Origin of the sequence: Janibacter limosus, from assembly GCF_004295485.1 — a bacterium.
GTDB lineage: Bacteria > Actinomycetota > Actinomycetes > Actinomycetales > Dermatophilaceae > Janibacter > Janibacter limosus_A.
The window spans coordinates 1,658,976-1,679,214 of the sequence record NZ_CP036164.1 but is presented as its reverse complement, the minus strand read 5'-3'; the positions used below and the strand labels follow the sequence as shown (position 1 = coordinate 1,679,214).

Sequence of the window (20,239 nt, the reverse complement as noted above, 5' to 3'; positions counted from 1 at the left end):
ATGCCGCAGAGCGCAGAGGAGATCCACGCGCTGGCTCAGGCCCGGACGGATCCGCCCGACCTGCGTTTTGTCGAGTGGCCGGCCTTCCCCTGGGTGGCCGATGGCGGACGGATCGTGGCCAAGGAGCTCGACCCGCCCAGCGACGTCGACCGCGTCCGTGATGGCGAAGGGGGCGTGGGCTGCTGGCGGTGCGAGCACCCCGACGAGGGGGTGGTCTGGCGCAACGAGCGCTGGGTCCTCTCGACGAACCGCGAGGGCCGCGGTGGACTCCTGACGCTGTGGCTGCAGACGCGTGAGCACATGGACTTCGGTGACATGGGCGAGGGGCTGGCCGCGGAGTTCGGCCGGCTGACCCTGCGTCTGCACAACGCGATGTTGGCCCTGCCCAACGCCGGGCGGGTGCACCTGGGCAAGTGGGGCGACGGCAGCGCCCACCTGCACGTCCTGGCGATGGTGCGACCCGCGCGCCTGCCGCAGGTCATCGGGTCCTTCGCCGTCGAGTGGGACGACCTCCTGCCGCCCGTGCCCGAGGAGGTCTGGCAGCGAGAGGTCGACGCGGTCGCCGCCACGATGGCCGCGCACGACGGGACCTGAGCCCGGCTCGGTCCAGTCGATGAGTCAGTCGGCGACGGGCAGGCGCACGACGACGCCGCCCACCTTGCGTCCGGTGTCGACGTAGGCGTGGGCGGCGCGGATGTCGGCAAGGTCGTACGTGCGGTCGACCACGGGTCGGTAGGCGCCGCGCGCCATGAGGTCGACGAGGTGCGTCGCGAGGTCGGCGTCGCCCCGGGGGAGTGGGAAGAGCGCGTGACGGCGACGCAGGGCGCGGGCGAGGGGCCCGACCAGCGACAGGGCGATGTTCTGGCCGCCCCGCCCGAGGTCCGAGGAGACGTAGGCACCGCCGGGGCGCAGCAGCCGACGTGCCGTGGCGAAGGGGAGGTGCCCCGTCGCATCGACGACGACGTCGAACCCGTCACCGGCGCGGTCCAGCCGGTCGCCGTTGCCGAGATCGACCACGGTCGTCGCGCCCAGCTCGGTCAGCAGGGACCCACGCCCCGGCGGGAGGCGGTCGCACACCGCGGTGACCGCGACGCCCTCGGCGTGCAGCAGCTGCACGAGGGTGCTCCCGATGGCCCCGGTGGCGCCGTGCACGAGTGCCCGGTCGCCGCGGCCCACGCCCGTGACCCGCAGGCACGCGTGGGCGTAGTGCCCGGCCTCCATCGCCGGAGCCGCGTCCTCGAAGGAGACACCGTCCGGGATGTGCGCGACGAGCCCGTCGACGGGCACCGTCACGAGCTCGGCATGGGCACCGGGTCGGCCGTCGACGAAGCCGACCACCCGGTCCCCTGCGGCGTACCCGTCGACGCCCCGGCCCAGCCCGACGACGACGCCGGCGAGCTCGGAGCCGAGGACGCGTTGTCGCGGGCGCGGCCACCCGTGCACGACGCGGTTGATCCAGGGAGACCCGGAGCGAGCGGCCGTGTCGGAGCGGTTGACCGTCGTGGCCCGGACCCGCACGAGCAGCTCGCCCGGGCCCGGCGTCGGGTCGGGCAGGTCGACGAGCTGGATGACGTCCGGGTCCCCGTAACGGTCCCTCGTGGCTGCGCGCATGCCGCCATCCTTCCCGGGGGAGGTCGGGCCCACCATGGGGTCAACCCCACGTCCCACCCCTTCGGGCCGGGGTCGGTTGTCGAAGGGGTGGATTAAAGTTCAAGGTTCAACTAAAGTGGCGGGCATGACACAGGGCAGCTACGTCGAGAAGGAATTCACCCGCGACACGACCTACATCGAGGACCGGATCACCTCGGACGGGTCGAGCGAGTGGCTGGTCGAGCCGGGGCGATATCGCCTCGTCGTCTCCCGCGCCTGCCCCTGGGCCAACCGCACGATCATCGTGCGCCGCCTGCTCGGCCTCGAGGACGTCATCTCGATGGGCGTCACCGGACCGACGCACGACGCGGACTCGTGGACCTTCGACCTCGACGAGGGGCACCTGGACCCGGTGCTGCAGATCCCGCGCATCAAGGACGCCTACCTCGCGCGTTTCCCCGACTACCCCAAGGGCATCACCGTCCCCGCGATGGTCGACATCCCCAGCGGCCAGGTCGTGACCAACAACTTCCCGCAGATCACGCAGGACTTCTCCACGCAGTGGCGCGAGTTCCACCGCGATGGCGCCCCCGACCTGTGGCCCGAGGAGCTCCTCGAGGAGATGGAGGTCGTCAACAAACGGATCTACACCGAGATCAACAACGGCGTCTACCGCTGCGGCTTCTCCGGCGACCAGGCAGCCTACGAGGCCGCCTACGACCGGCTGTGGACCGCGATGGACTGGCTCGAGGAGCGCCTCGCCACCCGCCGCTACCTGATGGGCGACCACATCACCGAGGCCGACGTCCGGCTCTTCACGACCCTGGCCCGCTTCGACCCCGTCTACCACGGGCACTTCAAGGCCAACCGGTCCAAGCTCTCCGAGATGCCGGTGCTGTGGGCCTACGCCCGGGACCTCTTCACCACGCCGGGCTTCGGTGACACGACGGACTTCGTGCACATCAAGAGCCACTACTACGAGGTGCACACGGACATCAACCCGACCGGCATCGTCCCCGTCGGACCGGACTACTCCAACTGGCTGGAGCCGCACGGCCGCGAGGCCCTCGGCGGATCTCCCTTCGGCAACGGCACCGCACCCGGCGCGCCGAGCGAGGCCGAGCGGGTCCCGGTGGCGCACAACCCGTTGCTCGACGAGACCGGGATGGTCCGCTCCGCCTGAGGCCAGCCTCGTCGCCGGGGCACGTCGTCGGGCTCGGGTGAGCAGTCATTCCACCGGCCTCGGGGCGAGTCAGTCCGCTGGCCTCGGGAGGGCGAGTCATTCCGCCGGAGTTGGGTGGGTGTTCACCGGCGCGGGCCGGGATCGACACCGGCCCGCGGCACCGTGGCGATCACCCGACCCAGGAGATCGCCACCATGACCCGTCATGTCCATCACCGTCCACTCGCCACTGCCGCCGTCGCTGCCGTCGCGCTGATCATGCCCGTCGGTGCGGCCAGCGCCGCACCCGTCGAGCTGGGCACGCCCCTGCCTGCGGCCCATGCCCACAACGACTACGAGCACGACCGGCCGCTGCTCGACGCGCTGGAGCAGGGCTTCACGTCGGTCGAGGCAGATGTGTGGCTCGTCGACGGCGAGCTGCGCGTCGCCCATGACGAGTGGGAGGTCGCCGACGCGCCCACCCTCGAGGAGGCCTATCTCGACCCGCTCTCCGAGATCGCCACCCGCGGGGGGCAGCAGATATATCCCGGGTACACCGGTGACTTCCAGCTGCTCATCGACATCAAGAGCGACGGGCCGACCACGTGGCAGGCCATCGAGGACGAGCTCGAGGAGCACGAGCAGGTCTTCACGCGCGTCCACAAGGGCAAGGTCAAGGACCGCGCGGTCGAGGCGGTCATCAGCGGCAACCGGCCTCGCGCGCAGATGGAGGCGGCGACGACCCGCTACTCCTTCTACGACGGACGCTCGAGCGACCTCGGCTCCGGGACCGACGCTGACCTGATGCCCCTCGTCAGCGAGAACTGGACGAAGCTCTTCACCTGGCAGGGCGTCGGCGAGATGCCCGCGGCGGAGCGGCAGAAGCTGCACTCCTACGTCGAGCAGGCCCACGCGGACGGGTACCGAGTGAGGTTCTGGGCGACCAACGACGTCGCCGGTCCCGCGCGCGAGAACCTCTGGCGCGAGCTGCGCGACGCCGGCGTCGACCACATCAACACCGACGACCTCGCCGGGCTCCAGGAGTTCCTCACCGAGGAGTGAGGGCGGCGCCCGACCCTCCAGCACGACCCTCCCGCGCGACCCTCCCGCCACCGGGTGGAGGTCAACACGCTGACGAATCGTCGGCGGGTTGGCTTCCACCCGGCGGGGTCGGCCCGGCAGGCTGGCGTCATGGACGACGCACGGCTCATCGCCCGGACGGCTGCCAACCGACGACTCTTCGCCGACGTCCTCGACGACCTCGGTGAGGCCCACGCCCACGACGCCACCCTGTGCTCGGACTGGGACGTGCGCACCCTCGCCGGTCACCAGCTGCAGCCGGTCCACGTACCGTCGTGGCGCTTCCTGCTCACGGCCGCCCGGCAACGATCGATGGCTCGCGCGTGCGACGTGCATGCGGTCCGGCTGGGAGACCGGCCGCTCGCCGAGATCGCAGCCGAGCTGCGGCACCGCGCGACGGACGGGTCGAAGCCCTGGTTCATCGGCCGCGCCGGGCCCTTCACCGACTCGTGCATCCACCTGCGTGACCTCGCCGAACCGCAGGGCCTCGACGTTACGGTCCCGCTCGAGGACTGGCGCGCGGCCCTGGACATCATCGTCTCGCCGCGTGGCCGGGAGTCCTTCCTCCCGGCGAAGGGCCTGCTCGACGGCTTGCGCTGGGAGGCCACGGACGTGGCGTGGGCCCATGGCGAAGGGAGCCCCGTCACCGGCAGCGCCGAGGCCCTCGCCATGGTGATGTCGGGCCGCTCCGTCCACCTCGACCGCGTCAGCGGGGAGGGTGTCGCGGCACTTCGTGCCCGGCTGACCTGAGCCACCACCCGGCCGGGTGGAGGTATGCGCGCGGACGAATCGTCGGCGGGTCGGCATCCACCCGCGGCCCGCCTGCGGTCAGGGTCACCCGGCGAGGCGCAGGCTGGACAGACGGGTGTGGGCGGCCACGACCTGGCCCATGAACTGTTCCTCGGCGATGCGCAGCCCGAGCGCGTCGATGCGCAGGACGGTGTCGCCGTGGAGGGCCACGGAGTTCTGCCGGAGGTTGTCGTCCGTGACGGCGAGACCCCACCGGTGGCCGGCGCCGTCGATCTCGACGACGAGCCCGCAGTCCCACCTCACGTCGAGGTACACGCGTCCGCGCGGGCCGTTGCGCACGACCTGACGGGCTGGCTCCGGGAGTCGGTAGCGACGGCACAGCCCGGCGAAGTCCAGCTCGCCCAACGCCTGGACGCCGAGGGCGACGTCGCAGGCCACACCAGCGATCAGTGCTCGACGGGTCCGGCCCCGCACGAGGCGGGTGGCCTCGAGGACCTGCGCGCCGGAGCACAGCCCCTGCTGCACCGGCATGATGAGGACGAGCGCCGCTTGTCGGTCGGAGACGGCCCAGTGGGCCGCACGCACGGCAGCCGGTGCAGGTCTGACGACCGGGAGCTCGCCGGGAGCCAGGAGTGATGACGGGCGAGAGCGCACCTTGTGCACGACGACGCCGTCGACCGGGGTGATGCTGGCGGTGTGGAGGACGGAGACGTGCACCACGTCGTCGCTCCACCGCTCGAGACCGGCATGCTGCAGGGCAGTGGGGCCATCCACTGCCGCGATGCCCGAGCCGACCTCCCACACCGCACGCCATCGCCGGGCCAGATCGCCCAGGTCACCGGTGTGCGTCGCGATGGTCCACCGACCGTGCGCGACCCACCTGCGCTGACGCAGCTGGAGGCGCACCTCGTCACGGTCGATGCCGAGCGCGCGCAGGCGTGCGCGGCTGATGACGCCACCGTACGGTGCGGCGGCCGTCGTTGCTGTGTCGTGGATCCCGAGGATGCGCGCGTCCATGACCCCATCCCAAGGGGGTGGCGCACCGGCAGCGAAGTGCACCTGCCGCCTGTGGATGCATCGGCCGCACGTGTGGGGGGTGGGGATGAACTCTCCAGGGCGACCGGGGGAGGAGCCGCGGGGATCCCCCCTTCGCCCCGGGGTGGATGTCGACTCGCCGACGATTCGCCCGCGTGTTTACCTCCACCCGGGAGTCGGTCGCTGGGGGTGGATGCCGACTCGCCGACGAATCGCCCGCGCGTTTACCTCCACCCGGGTCTGGGGGGCTGGGGATCCCCCCTTCGCCCCGGGGTGGATGTCGACTCGCCGACGAATCGCCCGCGTGTTTACCTCCACCCGGGAGTCGGTCGCTGGGGGTGGATGCCGGCTCGCGGATCTTTCATCCGCGTGTTTACCTCCACTCGGGTCTCGGGCGACCCACCCGGGAGCCGGTCGCCGGGGGTGGATGTCGACTCGCGGGTCATTCCTCCGCGGGTTTACCTCCACCCGGGAGTCGGCCGCCGGGAGTGGATGCCGACTCGCGGATCATTCATCCGCGTGTTTACCTCCACTCGGGCCTCAGGCGACCCACCCAGGCCTCAGGCGACCCAGCCCTGGCCTCCTCAGGCGACCGAGCGAGTCAGCCTCAGTCCTTCGACGTCTCACCCGGCAGCGCGAGCATCTGGTCGAGCGCGACCTTGGCCCAGTGCGCGACCTCGGGGTCGACGACGATCGGGTTGACCACGCGGCCCTCGACGAGCGACTCGAGCGCCCAGACGAGGTGGGGCAGGTCGATGCGGTTCATCGTCGAGCAGTAGCAGACATTCTTCTCCAGGAAGCTGATCTCCTGCTCGGGGAACATCTGCCCGAGGCGCTGCACGAGGTTGAGCTCGGTGCCGACGACCCACTTCGTGCCGGGGGGAGCGGCGGCGACGGTCTTGATGATCTTCTCGGTCGAGCCGACCTCGTCGGCGATCGAGACGACCTCGTTGCGGCACTCCGGGTGCACGATGACGCGCACGCCCGGGATCTCGCGTCGCGCCGTCTCCACTGCGTCGACCGAGAAGCGGCCGTGCACCGAGCAGTGCCCGCGCCACAGGATCATCCGGGCATCACGGATCTGCTGAGGCGTGAGCCCGCCCATCGGCTGGTGCGGGTCCCAGACCACGCAGTCGTCGAGGTCGCGGCCGAGGTCGCGCGCCCAGGTGTTGCGGCCGAGGTGCTGGTCGGGGAGGAAGAGGACCTTGCCCTCGGACTCGACCCCGCCCTTCTCGTCGAAGGCCCAGGTCAGCGCCGTCCTGGCATTGGACGAGGTGCAGATCGTCCCGCCGTGGCGACCGGTGAAGGCCTTGATCGCGGCCGAGGAGTTCATGTAGGTGACGGGCACCGTCACGTCGGCGACGCCTGCCTCGACGAGGTCGTCCCAGCAGTCCTCGACCTGGTGCAGCGCGGCCATGTCGGCCATCGAGCAGCCGGCCGCGAGATCGGGCAGGACGACGGTCTGCTCGTCGTTGGTCAGGATGTCGGCCGACTCGGCCATGAAGTGCACGCCGCAGAAGACGATCCAGGGCGCGTCCGGACGGGCCGCGGCCTCCTTGGCCAGCTTGAAGGAGTCACCGGTGACGTCGGCGAACTCGATGACCTCGTTGCGCTGGTAGTGGTGCCCCAGGACGAAGACCTTGTCCCCGAGGGCTTCCTTGGCGGCGCGCGCCCGCGCGACGAGACCGGGGTCGGACGGTGCCGGCAGGTCGCCGGGACACTCCACCCCGCGTTCGGAGTGGGGGTCGTTGCCCTGTCCGAGGACGAGCAGGGAGAGGGGCTTCGGCGAGGACTGCGTCGTGGCGCTCACGGAAGGCATGTTCCCACAGACCCCCGGAGAGTCTCGGTAGAGTCCACGGGTGCACGTGATCATTGCCCCGGACTGCTTCACCGGCACCCTCACCGCGACGCAGGCCGCTGAGGCGATCGCCGAAGGGTGGCGCCGCAAGGCCCCGGACGACCTGCTGAGCGTCGTCCCGCTCTCCGACGGCGGGCCCGGCTTCCTCGACGTCCTCACCACGAGCGTGCCCGGCGACTCCTCGGTCGTCACCGTCGCCGGCCCGCGTGGCGCGGCCGTCCCGGCGGCCCTGCACATCACTGCTGACGAAGGGGGCCGACGCACCGCCTGGGTGGAGTCGGCCCAGGCCATCGGCCTGCACCTGCTCGAGGTCCCCGAGCGCGACCCCGGCCTGACGAGCACGTGGGGCCTGGGCGAGCTGCTCGAAGCCGCCCTCGCCCTCGACGTCGACCGCATCGTCGTGGGACTCGGCGGGTCCTCCACCAACGACGCGGGCGCGGGGATGCTCGCCGCCCTCGGTGCCGGCCCGCGTGACGTGCTGGCCGGCGGGGGCGCGGGCCTGATCGCCACCCGTGAGGGTGACCTGGCGGGCCTGGCCGCCGCGCGCGAGCGCTTCGCCGGGGTCGAGCTGGTGGCCGCCACCGATGTCGCGTCCCCGTTGCTCGGTCTGCAGGGCGCCAGCGCCATCTTCTCCGAGCAGAAGGGGGCGACCCCCGAGCAGTCGCAGGTCCTCGAGGGGGCGCTCGGGCACTTCGCCGACCAGGTGCGACGGGTCCTGCCGCCCGGGACGGACCTGCTGAGCGGTCGCGAGCGCCGTCTCGACAAGGAGCCGGGCGCCGGCGCCGCCGGCGGGGTCGGCTTCGGCCTGATGCTCCTGGGGGCCCGTCGGGCGAGCGGCGTCGAGATCGTCCTCGAGGCCGTGGGCATGTCGCGTCTCGTCGCCGCCGCGGACCTGGTCATCACGGGCGAGGGCTCGTTGGACTGGCAGAGCCTGCAGGGCAAGGTCGTCGCGGGAGTCGCCGAGCTCGCGGCAGCCCATGCGACCCCGGCGGTCGCGCTGGCCGGTCAGGTCCTCATCGGTCGCCGCGAGTCCATGGCGCTCGGGCTGAGCGGGGCCTATGCGGTGGCTGACCGCGAGGAGGACGTCGAGGCCGCGATGGCCGACCCCGTGGGGACCCTGCGGGCCCGCGCCGAGAGGGTGGCCGTGACGTGGTCACCCCGTCGCTGAGGCTGGCCTGCCTGCCGTATGGTGGATGGACGGGAACAACCCGCGCACCGCGCATGTTGACCCCGTCGTGGCGGGCTCCGTCACGGACTACAACCCCGAGTCGTGAGGACATCGCATGAGCGTCCAGGACACCCAGGCCACCACCACCGACGGCGCTGCAGAGACGGCCACCGAGACCCACGGCATCGTCCTCACCGACGTCGCCGCGGGCAAGGTCAAGTCGCTGCTCGAGCAGGAGGGTCGCGATGACCTGCGCCTGCGCATCGGCGTCCAGCCGGGCGGTTGCTCCGGCCTGATCTACCAGCTGTACTTCGACGAGCGCTCGCTCGACGGTGACCTCGTGCGCGAGTTCAACGGTGTCGAGGTCGTCGTCGACCGCATGAGCGCCCCGTACCTCAGCGAGGCCACGATCGACTTCGCCGACACCATCGAGAAGCAGGGCTTCACCATCGACAACCCCAACGCGGGCAGCTCCTGCGCCTGCGGCGACAGCTTCAGCTGATCGGTCGCACCAGCAAGGCCCCATCCACCCGTGCGGTGGATGGGGCCTTCGTGCGTCGACGGGCGGGCCACCGGCCCGTCGCGGGTGAGCGGCCGGCGCCACGTCGTATGTAGGGTGACCCGGTGCCCATCGCCATCGCCGGATCCATCGCCACCGACCACCTGATGACCTTCTCGGGTCGCTTCGCCGACTCGCTCGTCGTCGATCAGCTCGACAAGATCTCCGTGAGCTTCCTGGCCCACAAGCTCGAGATCCGCCGGGGAGGGGTCGCCGCCAACATCTGCTTCGGCATGGCCAACCTCGGCCAGCGCCCGGTCCTCGTCGGCTCGGTCGGTGAGGACTTCGCCGACTACCGCAGCTGGCTCGAGCGCCACGGCGTCGACTGCGAGTCGGTGCGGGTCTCCGAGACGCAGCACACCGCCCGGTTCGTCTGCACCACCGATGACGACATGGCCCAGATCGCGACTTTCTACGCCGGCGCGATGACCGAGGCCCGCGAGATCGAGCTGGCCCCCATCGCCGCCCGCGTCGGTGGCCTCGACCTCGTGCTCGTCGGCCCCGACGACCCGGAGGCCATGCGCCGCCACACCCGCGAGTGCCGCACCCGGGGCATCCCCTTCGTCGCCGACCCCAGCCAGCAGCTGGCCTTCGGCGACGGCGAGCTGATCCGTGACCTCGTCGACGGCGCCGAGTACCTGATCACCAACGAGTACGAGTCGCACCTGACCGAGCAGAAGACCGGCTGGAGCCAGGACGAGATCAACTCACGGGTGACCCATCGCGTCACCACCCTGGGCAAGGACGGCGTGCGGATCACCGGCAAGGGCCTCGACGAGCCGGTCGTCGTCGGCGTCGCGCGCGAGGTCACCAAGGCCGACCCCACGGGCGTCGGAGACGCCTTCCGCGCCGGGTTCCTCACCGGGGTCACCGAGGGGCTCCCGCTGCGCGAGTCGGCCGAGCTCGGCTCGATGCTCGCGACCTATGTCATCGAGACGGTCGGCACCCAGGAGTACGAGCTGGGCACCGCCCGCTTCTTCGAGCGCCTCGCCGAGGCCTACGGCCAGGAGAGCGCCGACCTGATCGCCGGGCACGTCACCTGCCCGCGACCCTGAGCCAACCCCACGGCTGACGTGAGCCACCCTCCCTTCCCGCCGGTCGAGCCCCCGGGCGCCTCGCCGCTCTGGGCCGGCTACCTGCGGGCCGGTCTCGAGTCGGCCGAGGGCGCACCCCGTGAGGTCGGCGAGGTCGTCGGGGTCGGTGGCCGGCTCGACCCTTCCTCGGTCCTCACCGCCTACCGCCTCGGCGTCTTCCCCATGGGACTGGGCGAAGGGGGGTCCCCACCGATGGGGTGGTGGAGCCCGACCTGGCGTGGGGTGCTGCGGCCGGGCCACGTGCACGTCAGCCGGTCGCTGCGGCGCTCGCTGCCCCGGTTCACCGTGACCGTCGACCAGGACTTCGCGGCGGTCGTCGCCGCGTGCGCCGACCCGCGCCGCGAGGGCTACTGGATCACCGACGACGTCGCCGACGCCTACGGCCAGCTGCACGACCTGGGCTGGGCGCACAGCATCGAGGTGCGCGACGACGCGGGCACGCTCGTCGGGGGCCTCTACGGTCTCGCCGTGGGCGGCCTCTTCGCCGGCGAGTCGATGTTCCACCACGCCACCGACGCCTCCAAGGCGGCGCTGGTCGCCCTCGACCGGCTCGTCGGCGCCGACGGTGACCCGCGCAGGATCATCGACGTCCAGTGGCGCACCCCGCACCTGGAGACGCTCGGCATCGAGGAGATCCACCGGCGGGAGTACCTCGCGCGGCTGGCCGGGGCGCTCCAGGCCCCCGAGCTGGACCTCGGGACCGGGCTCAGGGACCTGCGAGCAGCCGGGCTCGGCACTCCCTGACCACCTCGTCGAGCTGCCCGCACAGGCGCTCGACGGCGTCGGCGCGGTCGGGCGCGACCGCCCGCAGGGGGAGGGTGACGCGCACATTGCCCTGCGTCAGGGCGCCCATCGCAGCCAGCACGTGGCTCGGCTCGAGGGTGTCGGCCGTGCAGGCCGACCCGGAGGCCACCGCCAGGCCCCGGCGCGCCAGCTCGTCGACGATCGTCTCGCCGTCGACGTAGAGCACCGAGAAGGTGCACACGTGCGGCAGCCGGTCCTGCGGGTCGCCGACGACGTCGACCTCGTCGATCGCGACGGCTGCCGCCCGGATGCGGTCGACGAGCGCCCGGGCGTCGCTCCCTTCGTCCTGCTGCTGCGCGGCGGTCTGCTGCCACGCCTCCGCCGCGGCGAGGGCGGTCGGCACGTCGACGGGGTCGAGGGCGTAGCCGCCCTCGTGCGGGCTCGGCGGGTGGTGCGGCGAGACCCGGGTGCCGGTGCGCACGACGAGCACCCCGAGCCGGGGGCCACCCCACGAGGTCGCGTCACCGACCAGCACGTCGAAGTCCGTCGGGACGGCGTCGCGGCCCAGCCCGGCGCGGGCATCGACGAGCAACGGGACCCCGTGCTCGCGCGTCGCCGCTCGCGCCGCCGCCAGGGGCTGCCGGGTCCCGACCTCCTGGTTGGCCGACTGCAGCGCAGCGAAGGGTGTCTGCGCTCCGATCGCGTCCCGCCACGCTGCGAGGTCGACGGCGCCCGTGGGGGAGACCGCCACCAGCGAAGGGGGGACCTCCCCGGCCCGCAACCACCGCAGGAGCGCGGAGTGCTCGACGGCCGACGCCACGACCGGACCCGGCCGGCGACGCCGCCCTCGGGAGAGCAGCGCCATCGCGGATCGTGCCGCCTGGTCCCCGCTGGCGTGGAAGGTGACCTCGTCCGGTCGCACGCCCAGCCCCTGCGCCAGGAACTCGCGAGCCCGGTCGAGCAGCGCCCGGCTGCGACGCCCTGCGGCGTGCCGTGCCGAGGGGTCCGCCCACGCGGTCTCGTGGGCGCCGACGAGGGTGTCGAGGGCCTGGGGGAGCACCGGCCCGGGTGAGGCGTCGAGGAGGCCGGAGGAGCCACCCCCACCCGGCTGCGCAGAGGGTGGGGCCGGGCTGGCTTCGGAAGACGAATCGCACTGTCGCGGCACGACTCGAGGCTAACGCCACCCTTCGTCGGAAGTCCGCTCGTCCTGCGGTAACGTGACCCACGTCTTCTGAAAACTTCGGACCAGTAGTAGGTGCCCCTTGACTGTGTCTTCGAGCCCATCCTCCCGGCGTACGCGTCGTCGAGCTGGTGCCATCGGACTGTCCATCGCCGTCGTGGCTCTCTCGGCCTGCAGCGCGGTCGGTGTCAACACCGACCCCAAGAACGGGTACCTCCCCGAGGGGGTCACGGAAGAGTCCCAGATCGTCGAGAACCTCTGGATCTGGGCCTGGGTCGCGGCACTCGCCGTCGGCGTCCTCGTCTGGGGCCTGATCCTGTGGTGCATGGCCGCCTACCGTCGCCGCAAGGACGACGACGGCTCGCTGCCGGTCCAGCTGCAGTACAACGTCCCGCTGGAGATCCTCTACACCGTGGTCCCCATGCTGATGGTGGGTGCGCTCTTCTACTACACCCAGGACGCCACGACCAAGCTGCAGGACGTCTCCCAGGAGCCGGACCAGACGATCAACATCGTCGGCAAGCAGTGGAGCTGGGACTTCAACTACGTCGACGAGGGCGTCTACGAGGCCGGCCAGATGGCCGACCTCGACGGCAAGGAGGGCGCCGAGAAGGACCTCCCGACGCTCTACCTGCCGAAGGGGGAGCGCGTCGAGTTCGTCCTCACCTCCCGTGACGTCATCCACTCCTTCTGGGTTCCGGCCTTCCTCGAGAAGATGGACGTCAACCCGGGCATCGTCAACCGCTTCCAGGTGACGCCCAACCAGACCGGAACCTTCCAGGGCAAGTGCGCCGAGCTGTGCGGCGCCTACCACTCGCAGATGCTCTTCAACGTCAAGGTCGTCGAGCCGGCTGAGTTCGACAAGCACATGGCCGACCTGAAGGCCAAGGGCCAGACCGGCCTGCTCGACAACGGGCTCAACCGCGAGAAGATCAACCCGCGCGACCAGGATCTCCTGGGCGAGGACGACTCCGCGCGCACCTCCGAGGAGAACTGATGTCGACCGCATCCGGCGCACTCGCCAGGAACACGAACGAGGCCGACGTCTCGGAACGCACGATCGCGAGGCGTGAGAAGGCAGGCTCGCAGTTCTTCCGCTACATCACGACGACCGACCACAAGGTCATCGGCAACCTCTACATGGTCACCAGCTTCGTGTGGTTCCTCCTCGGAGGACTCATGGCCCTGGTCATCCGGCTCGAGCTGTGGGCCCCGGGCCTGCAGGTGGTGGACAACCCCGAGCAGTTCAACGAGATGTTCACGATGCACGGCACGATCATGCTGCTGCTCTTCGCGACGCCGGCCTTCGCGGCCTTCGCCAACGCGTTCATGCCGCTGCAGATCGGTGCCCCGGACGTCGCCTTCCCGCGGCTGAACATGTTCGCCTACTGGCTCTACCTCTTCGGCGGCATCATCGCTGCCGGTGGTCTGCTCACCCCCGGTGGCGCGGCCTCCTTCGGCTGGACCGCCTACACGCCGCTGTCCGACCCGACCTACAGCCCCGGGATCGGTGGTGACTTGTGGGTCTGGGGCCTGGCGCTCAGCGGGTTCGGCACGATCCTCGGTGCCGTCAACTTCATCACCACGATCATCTGCATGCGCGCGCCCGGCATGACGATGTTCCGGATGCCCATCTTCACCTGGGGCATCCTGATCACGTCGGTCCTGGTCCTCATGGCCTTCCCGATCCTGGCCGCCGCGCTCATCGGCCTCGGCGTCGACCGTCGCTTCGGTGGGCAGATCTTCGCTGCGGAGAGCGGTGGAGCACTGCTCTGGCAGCACCTCTTCTGGTTCTTCGGGCACCCAGAGGTCTACATCCTCGCCCTGCCGTTCTTCGGAGTGATCTCCGAGATCCTCCCGGTCTTCTCCCGCAAGCCGATCTTCGGCTACAAGACGCTGGTCTTCGCGACCATCGCCATCGCGGCGCTGTCCGTCTCCGTGTGGGCGCACCACATGTACGGCACGGGTCAGGTCTTCCTGCCCTTCTTCGCGATCATGACGATGGCGATCTCGGTACCGACGGGGGTGAAGTTCTTCAACTGGATCGGCACGATGTGGGGCGGCAAGCTCGTCTTCGCCACCCCGCTGATCTGGGCGATCGGCTTCCTCGTGACCTTCCTCTTCGGTGGTCTGACCGGTGTCATCATGGCCAGCCCCGCGCTGGACTTCCACATCACCGACACCTACTTCATCGTCGCGCACTTCCACTACGTGCTCTTCGGCACGATCGTCTTCTCCTTCTTCGGCGGGCTGTACTTCTGGTGGCCCAAGCTCACCGGCAAGATGCTCGACGAGGGCCTGGGCAAGCTGCACTTCTGGCTGCTGTTCATCGGCTTCCACATGACCTTCCTCATCCAGCACTGGCTGGGCGTCGAGGGCATGCCGCGCCGCTACGCGGACTACATGCCGGAGGACGGCTTCCAGCTCGCCAACCAGATCTCCACGGTCGGCTCGCTCATCCTGGCGGTCAGCTTCCTGCCCTTCTTCTACAACGTGTGGAAGACGGCCGTGAGCGCACCCAAGGTCGAGGTCGACGACCCGTGGGGCTATGGAGGCAGCCTGGAGTGGGCGACCTCCTGCCCGCCGCCACGGCACAACTTCACGTCGATCCCGCCGATCCGCTCCGAGCGTCCGGTCTTCGACATGAACCACCCCGAGTACGCACCGGCCGCGATCCGTTCCCGCTTCGTGCAGGAGCCGGTCGCCGTCACGGCCACGACCGATGGTGAGGGCACCCGATGAAGACCGAGATCAAGTTCTTCGGCATCATCGGCGTCTTCTTCGCCTGCGTCGCCCTGCTCTACGGCTTCTGGACCGGCTGGGTCGAGCCCGTCGGCTGGGTCGCGCTCTCGCTCTGCGCGGGTCTGGGCTTCATGATCGCCTTCTTCCTGTGGAACGTCGGCCGCAAGCTGCCGCTGCGCCCGGACGATGACGAGGACGGCGAGATCGACCAGATCGCCGGCGCCTACGGTGCCTTCTCGCCCTTCTCGTGGTGGCCGCTGTGGCTCGCCCTGTCGGGCGCGCTGATCTTCCTCGGTGTCGCCGCGGGCATGTGGATCTCGGCCTTCGGCCTGATCCTGGGAGTCTGGGCCCTCTGCGGGTGGGTCTTCGAGTACTACTCGGGGGAGCACGCCCACTGATCGGGCGCGTACACTCCTTCTGGAGGGGCCACGGACCACGGTCCGGGCCCCTCCAGTGCGTCCACGGCGGTGACTCTGCCGGGAGCCTCGTCTCGATCTTCTTGGGGGATGTCCCGTGATTGCCGCCCTGCGCAGAGTGCGTTTCCTCGCACTGGCCGTTGTCCTCGCCTTCGTCGTGGCCGCGTGCGGCAGCGGCGACCCCGGGTCCACGACCAGCTCGTCCGCCCAGGTCTCGGCCACCGATCCCCCCACGACGTCGGACCAGCCCGCGGCTGAGATCAAGGTCAGCCCGGCCGCGGACACCACCGACGTGATGCCGGACGCCGTCGTCAACGTGCAGGTCATGCGCGGCGACCTGAGCAAGGTCTCGGTGACCTCGGCGGCAGGCGACGAGCTCGCCGGTGCGGTCTCCGGCCAGGCGTGGTCCTCGACCGCCAGGATGAAGCCGGACACGAGCTACACCGTGGCCGTCACCGCAGCGGGCCCTCAGGGTGGTGTGAGCACGCAGACGTCGACCTTCAGCACGCACAAGCCGGCGATCACTGCGACCTACGGCATCGTCTACAACCAGCAGACCGTGGGTGTGGCCATGCCGGCCAGCATCCAGTTCGACTCCGTCGTGACGGATGCGGCCTACCGCAAGAAGATCGAGCAGGCCGTCTCGGTCACGACCAGCCCCAAGGTCGAGGGCTCGTGGTGCTGGCTCGACAACCGACAGCTGATGTGGCGCCCCAAGGAGTTCTGGTCGCCCGGGACGACGGTGACGATCAAGGCACCGCTGACCGGCTTCCAGACCGGTGAGGACAAGTGGGTGGCCGAGGACCTCTCCGGCTCCATGACCATCGGCCGCCAGCAGCTCAGCCGTGTCGACATCGACAAGCATCAGATGACCGTCACGCGGGACGGTGCCACGGTCAAGACCTTCCCGGTGAGCAGCGGCAAGCCCGGCGAGGAGACCGAGACCCGCTCGGGGATGAAGGTCGTCATCGGCAAGCAGCGAGACATGATCATGGACTCCGCGACCGTCGGCATCGACAAGGGCGAGCCGGGGTACTACAAGGTCGACACCAACTTCAACGTCCGCGTGACCTGGACCGGCGAGTTCGTCCACTCCGCACCGTGGTCGGTCGGCGCGCAGGGCAGCACCAATGTCTCGCACGGCTGCGTCAACATGGCACCGTCCGCGGCGGAGTGGTTCTTCGACAACTCCATCCCGGGTGACCCGGTCGACTTCGAGGGCTCTTCGCGTGAGTTCAAGCCGAGCGAGGGCATCGGCGTGTGGCAGTACGGCTACGCGCAGTGGCAGCAGCAGAGCGCTCTGGTCTGACGCTCGCTGCCGACCGCGCGGCTGAGACGGCGCTGCGACGACGATTCGTGGCCAGGGCCAGGCCCCGGTCGGGTCAACCCCAGCCGAGCTCGTGGAGACGCTCCTCGTCGATCCCGACGTGGTGACCGGCCTCGTGCACGATCGTGATCGCGATCTCCTCCCGCAGCTCCTCGAGGTCCTGGCACATCCTGCTCAGGGGCCCTCTGAAGAGCACGATGCGGTCAGGGAGCGCGCCCGGCCACATGCCGTCGCGCTCGGTCAGTGGGATCCCGAGGTAGATCCCGAGCAGCTCGCTGTTGTCCTCGGGGGACAGGTGCGGGTCGGCGTGCTCGTGGCCGGGCTCGTCCTCGACGAAGAAGGCGACGTTGTCGAGCATCGCGAGCAGCTCCTGGGGGACCTGGTCCAGGGCGTCGCTCACCACCAGCTCGAAGTCCTCCCGGCTGATCTCGACCACGTCAGGTCACCTCCGGGACGAGTGGTTGGACGGGGACCGTGCGCGGGGGTCGCGCGGACCGGCGGTACAGGTGGAACAAGGCGATGCCGAGGGCCAGCAGCCCGAGGCTCGTCGCGGCCAGCCCGGCCAGTGAGGTCGCGGCGATGGGCACGACGACGGCCGTGAGGGTCGCATTGAGCAGCAGCATGACGAAGGTCGACACCGAGGCAGCCGTGCCCCGCGCGTGCGGGACGGCATCGAGCAGGGCGAGCTGGTAGACGGGAAGGGAGATCCCCGTCCCGAAGGCGATGGCGGTGGGACCCACGACGGCCCAGGGCAGCTCCGCTGTGGCCGGCAGGAGGGCCAGCCCCAGCCCCACGATGGCCCCGGTGAGGGCGACGGCCTGACCGCTGACGATCAGACGGTCCCCGGAGACCCTCCCGGCGAGGCGGCTGTTGGTGAAGGAGCCCAGGATCATCCCGCTGACCATGGGGACGAAGAAGACCCAGAAGTCCTGGGCCCCCTTGCCCAGCAGGGAGACGACGAAGATCGGCGCGGCGCCGATGTACAGGAACTGCCCCGCGAAGGAGAAGGCGGACGCGGCCGAGAGCACCTGGAAGCGTCGCATCCGCGCCACCGCCATGACTCCGCCGAGGATGGAGCGGACGTCCACGGGAGTGCGTCGCTCCGGGGGGTGGCTCTCCGGGAGCAGGACGAGCACCGCGATGGCGATGAAGGCGCCGAAGCCGCAGAGGAACCAGAAGACCAGGGGCCAGGGGCCCGACAGGAGCAGCCACCCTCCGATGATCGGCGCGAGTGCGGGGGAGATGCCGAAGATCATCGCGATGGTCGCCATGAGGCGCTGGGCGCGGGCTCCCTCGAAGAGGTCGCGCACGACCGTGCGCGAGACGATCGTCCCCGCGCCGGCCGACATGCCCTGCAGCACTCGGAAGGCGAGGAGCACCGGCAGCGAAGGAGAGAGCGCGCACCCGATCGACGCCAGGGCGTAGACGGCGGCGCCAGTGACCATGACCGGCTTGCGTCCGACGGCGTCGCTGAGGGGCCCGTGGAAGAGGCTCATCACCGCGAAGGCGCCGAGGTAGGCACTGACCACCAGCTGCATCGATGCCTCGGATGCAGCGAAGTCCTCGCCCATCTCCTGGAAGGCCGGGAAGGCAGCGTCGATCGAGAAGGGGCCGAACATGCCGAGCAGCGCGAGCAGGACCGTGGTGAGGGCCAAGGGCGCGGTGACAGGGGTGGCCCGTGGGGGGCGGCGGGTGATCATCGTCGGGGACATCCTCGCACCGGGTGGCACCTCCCTTCGCCTCGGTCCACGACAAGGAAACACGCGTGACGACGACGGGCCCCGGAGGATGTCCTCCGGGGCCCGTCGTCGTGCTGTCTGACCCAGGTCAGTGGGTGGAGACCTTGTCCGCGGACTCGATGGCCTCGTGACCGTGCTCGTGGTGCGCCGCCTCGAGCTCGGCCGGAGTGACCGGCTCGACCGCACCGTCGAAGTAGAAGGAGTGCAGCTTCGCCCGCAGCTTGTTCTTGCGAGCGCCCTTCTTGTTGTCGACGCCGTTGGCGTCCACGGTCGAGGTGAGCTCCAGCGGGGGAGTGTCCTCGTGCTGGACCAAGGTCCACCGGGTGCGCTCGTCGATGGGCTCGTGGACCTCGTGGAAGTCGCCGGCCGCGCCGCGCTCGAGGCGCCCGGTCTCGCGACCGTGGAGCACGAGGTCGCGGTCGTGACGCTGCAGGCTCAGGCAGATCCGCTTGGTCGCCCAGAAGGCGATCACCGGTCCGGCGAAGGTCAGCACCCGCAGCATCCAGGTGATGTCGTTGATCGACATCCCGAACTTGATCGCGATGATGTCGTTGCTCGCGGCGAACATCAGCACGCCGTAGAGCGTCAGGGCAGCCATGCCCAGGGCCGTGCGCGTCGGGGCATTGCGCGGGCGATCGAGCAGGTGGTGCTCGCGCTTGTCACCGGTGACCCAGGCCTCGATGAAGGGATAGGCGATCATCCCGCCGTAGAACGCCGGGATTACCAGGAGGGCGCCGATGATGACCGGGAACGCCCAGGTGAAGCCGAAGGTCTCGAACTCCAGGAAGCCGGGGAGCAGACGCAGCGCGCCGTCCGGGAAGCCCATGTACCAGTCGGGCTGTGCGCCCGCCGTGGTCGCGTTGGGCTCGTAGGGACCGTGCAGCCACACCGCGTTGATCTGCACCAGCGCGGCGATGAGGGCGATGCCACCGAAGACGATGAAGAAGAAGCCACCGGCTTTGGCTGCGTAGACGGGCATCACGGCGAAGCCGACGACGTTGTCGTTGGTCTTGCCCGGGCCGGGGTACTGGGTGTGCTTCTGCAGCGCGACCAGCACGATGTGCACCGTGAAGAGCGCGATGAGCAGGGCGGGCAGCAGCAGGATGTGCACCGAGTACAGGCGCGGGATGATGTCGTCGCCGGGGAAGGTGCCACCGAAGAGGCCATAGCTGAGGTAGCTGCCGATGACCGGAGCCGCGACCATGAAGCCCTGCGCGGCGCGCAGACCCGTACCGGACAGCAGGTCGTCCGGGAGGGAGTAGCCGGCGAAGCCCTCGACGAGCGCCAGGAGCGACAGGACGCAGCCGATGACCCAGTTGAGCTCACGCGGCTTGCGGAAGGCGCCGGTGAAGAACACACGGAGCATGTGCACCGACAGGGCGACGATGAAGAGCAGCGCCGACCAGTGGTGGATCTGCCGGATGAGCAGGCCACCCTTGACGTCGAAGGAGATGTCGAGCGTCGACGCGTAGGCCCGGGACATCTGCACACCCTGCAGGGGTGCGTAGCTGCCCTCGTAGGTGGTGTGGGCCATCGACGGGTCGAACCAGAAGGTCAGGAAGACCCCGGTGAGCATGCACACGATCATCGAGTACATCGCGATCTCACCGAGCATGAAGGACCAGTGGTCGGGGAAGACCTTCTTCATGAGGTATCCGACGCCCTTGGCGGCGCCGGTCCGGTCGTCGATCCAGCCGGCGACGCCGCCGACCTTCTTCAGGCCGGGGGAGACGGGGGCCGCGGCCGGTGCGTCGTCTGCACGCAGGGCGTCAGCTGGACGGGTGTTGGCGGTCACG

19 protein-coding genes are annotated in these 20,239 nt (G+C 70.2%); 12 read left to right on the top strand and 7 right to left on the bottom strand.

Annotated features, from left to right (window positions below):
• Entirely contained in the window at positions 1 to 594 is a 594-nt protein-coding gene (locus EXU32_RS08060; protein ID WP_130629433.1) for a hypothetical protein, read from the top strand.
• A gap of 24 nt (positions 595 to 618) precedes the next feature.
• Here EXU32_RS08060 and EXU32_RS08055 read toward each other — a convergent pair whose 3' ends face one another.
• Positions 619 to 1,611: a quinone oxidoreductase family protein gene (locus EXU32_RS08055; RefSeq protein ID WP_165399615.1), complete on the bottom strand. Its 993-nt coding sequence runs from the start codon at positions 1,609 to 1,611 to the stop codon at positions 619 to 621.
• A 124-nt stretch (positions 1,612 to 1,735) separates the two neighbouring features.
• Between EXU32_RS08055 and EXU32_RS08050 the strand changes: the two genes are divergently transcribed.
• The 3 genes from EXU32_RS08050 (at position 1,736) to EXU32_RS08040 (ending at position 4,581) form a co-directional block, all read left to right on the top strand.
• On the top strand, positions 1,736 to 2,773 hold the full coding sequence (locus tag EXU32_RS08050) for a glutathione S-transferase family protein (protein WP_130629431.1): 1,038 nt from the start codon (positions 1,736 to 1,738) through the stop codon (positions 2,771 to 2,773).
• 194 nt (positions 2,774 to 2,967) lie between these two features.
• Complete coding sequence (locus EXU32_RS08045; protein WP_130629430.1) at positions 2,968 to 3,813, top strand: phosphatidylinositol-specific phospholipase C/glycerophosphodiester phosphodiesterase family protein; 846 nt, start codon at positions 2,968 to 2,970, stop codon at positions 3,811 to 3,813.
• Between the two features lie 129 nt (positions 3,814 to 3,942).
• Positions 3,943 to 4,581: a maleylpyruvate isomerase family mycothiol-dependent enzyme gene (locus tag EXU32_RS08040; RefSeq protein ID WP_130629429.1), complete on the top strand. Its 639-nt coding sequence runs from the start codon at positions 3,943 to 3,945 to the stop codon at positions 4,579 to 4,581.
• Positions 4,582 to 4,665: 84 nt separating this feature from the next.
• On the opposite strand, the gene EXU32_RS08035 is transcribed toward EXU32_RS08040, so the two are convergent.
• Both EXU32_RS08035 and nadA read right to left on the bottom strand, forming a co-directional pair.
• Positions 4,666 to 5,598, bottom strand: a complete 933-nt coding sequence (locus tag EXU32_RS08035) for a hypothetical protein (protein WP_130629428.1) — start codon at positions 5,596 to 5,598, stop codon at positions 4,666 to 4,668.
• Between the two features lie 625 nt (positions 5,599 to 6,223).
• A complete protein-coding gene (gene nadA, locus EXU32_RS08030) occupies positions 6,224 to 7,435 on the bottom strand; it encodes a quinolinate synthase NadA (RefSeq protein WP_130629427.1) in 1,212 nt (403 codons plus the stop codon).
• 40 nt (positions 7,436 to 7,475) lie between these two features.
• Between nadA and EXU32_RS08025 the strand changes: the two genes are divergently transcribed.
• The 4 genes from EXU32_RS08025 to aat all read left to right on the top strand — a co-directional run bounded on the left by EXU32_RS08025 (position 7,476) and on the right by aat (position 11,039).
• The gene (locus EXU32_RS08025; RefSeq protein ID WP_130629426.1) at positions 7,476 to 8,642 is read left to right on the top strand and encodes a glycerate kinase family protein; all 1,167 of its coding nucleotides are present in this window, start codon (positions 7,476 to 7,478) and stop codon (positions 8,640 to 8,642) included.
• A 115-nt stretch (positions 8,643 to 8,757) separates the two neighbouring features.
• Positions 8,758 to 9,144, top strand: a complete 387-nt coding sequence (locus tag EXU32_RS08020) for a HesB/IscA family protein (protein ID WP_207233889.1) — start codon at positions 8,758 to 8,760, stop codon at positions 9,142 to 9,144.
• A 122-nt stretch (positions 9,145 to 9,266) separates the two neighbouring features.
• Positions 9,267 to 10,256, top strand: a complete 990-nt coding sequence (locus EXU32_RS08015) for a carbohydrate kinase family protein (protein WP_130629425.1) — start codon at positions 9,267 to 9,269, stop codon at positions 10,254 to 10,256.
• A gap of 18 nt (positions 10,257 to 10,274) precedes the next feature.
• Positions 10,275 to 11,039: a leucyl/phenylalanyl-tRNA--protein transferase gene (gene aat, locus EXU32_RS08010; RefSeq protein WP_242612932.1), complete on the top strand. Its 765-nt coding sequence runs from the start codon at positions 10,275 to 10,277 to the stop codon at positions 11,037 to 11,039.
• Here aat and EXU32_RS08005 read toward each other — a convergent pair.
• Complete coding sequence (locus EXU32_RS08005; protein ID WP_130629424.1) at positions 11,002 to 12,204, bottom strand: cysteine desulfurase family protein; 1,203 nt, start codon at positions 12,202 to 12,204, stop codon at positions 11,002 to 11,004. The genes aat and EXU32_RS08005 overlap by 38 nt on opposite strands.
• A 172-nt stretch (positions 12,205 to 12,376) precedes the next feature.
• Between EXU32_RS08005 and ctaC the strand changes: the two genes are divergently transcribed.
• The 4 genes from ctaC (at position 12,377) to EXU32_RS07985 (ending at position 16,686) form a co-directional block, all read left to right on the top strand.
• A complete protein-coding gene (gene ctaC / locus EXU32_RS08000; RefSeq protein WP_242612931.1) occupies positions 12,377 to 13,216 on the top strand; it encodes an aa3-type cytochrome oxidase subunit II in 840 nt (279 codons plus the stop codon).
• On the top strand, positions 13,216 to 14,961 hold the full coding sequence (ctaD, locus tag EXU32_RS07995; protein ID WP_130629423.1) for an aa3-type cytochrome oxidase subunit I: 1,746 nt from the start codon (positions 13,216 to 13,218) through the stop codon (positions 14,959 to 14,961). Before ctaC ends, ctaD begins: the two co-directional genes overlap by 1 nt.
• Entirely contained in the window at positions 14,958 to 15,359 is a 402-nt protein-coding gene (locus EXU32_RS07990) for a cytochrome c oxidase subunit 4 (RefSeq protein WP_130629422.1), read from the top strand. Before ctaD ends, EXU32_RS07990 begins: the two co-directional genes overlap by 4 nt.
• A gap of 136 nt (positions 15,360 to 15,495) precedes the next feature.
• On the top strand, positions 15,496 to 16,686 hold the full coding sequence (locus EXU32_RS07985) for a L,D-transpeptidase (RefSeq protein ID WP_242612930.1): 1,191 nt from the start codon (positions 15,496 to 15,498) through the stop codon (positions 16,684 to 16,686).
• 73 nt (positions 16,687 to 16,759) lie between these two features.
• Here EXU32_RS07985 and EXU32_RS07980 read toward each other — a convergent pair whose 3' ends face one another.
• The 3 genes from EXU32_RS07980 to qcrB form a co-directional block, all read right to left on the bottom strand.
• Complete coding sequence (locus EXU32_RS07980; protein WP_130629421.1) at positions 16,760 to 17,140, bottom strand: metallopeptidase family protein; 381 nt, start codon at positions 17,138 to 17,140, stop codon at positions 16,760 to 16,762.
• 1 nt (position 17,141) lies between these two features.
• Positions 17,142 to 18,404, bottom strand: coding sequence for a multidrug effflux MFS transporter (locus EXU32_RS07975; RefSeq protein WP_130629420.1), 1,263 nt, complete (start codon positions 18,402 to 18,404; stop codon positions 17,142 to 17,144).
• Positions 18,405 to 18,531: 127 nt separating this feature from the next.
• Positions 18,532 to 20,238, bottom strand: coding sequence for a cytochrome bc1 complex cytochrome b subunit (qcrB, locus tag EXU32_RS07970; RefSeq protein WP_130629419.1), 1,707 nt, complete (start codon positions 20,236 to 20,238; stop codon positions 18,532 to 18,534).
• Between the last annotated feature and the right edge of the window lies 1 nt (position 20,239).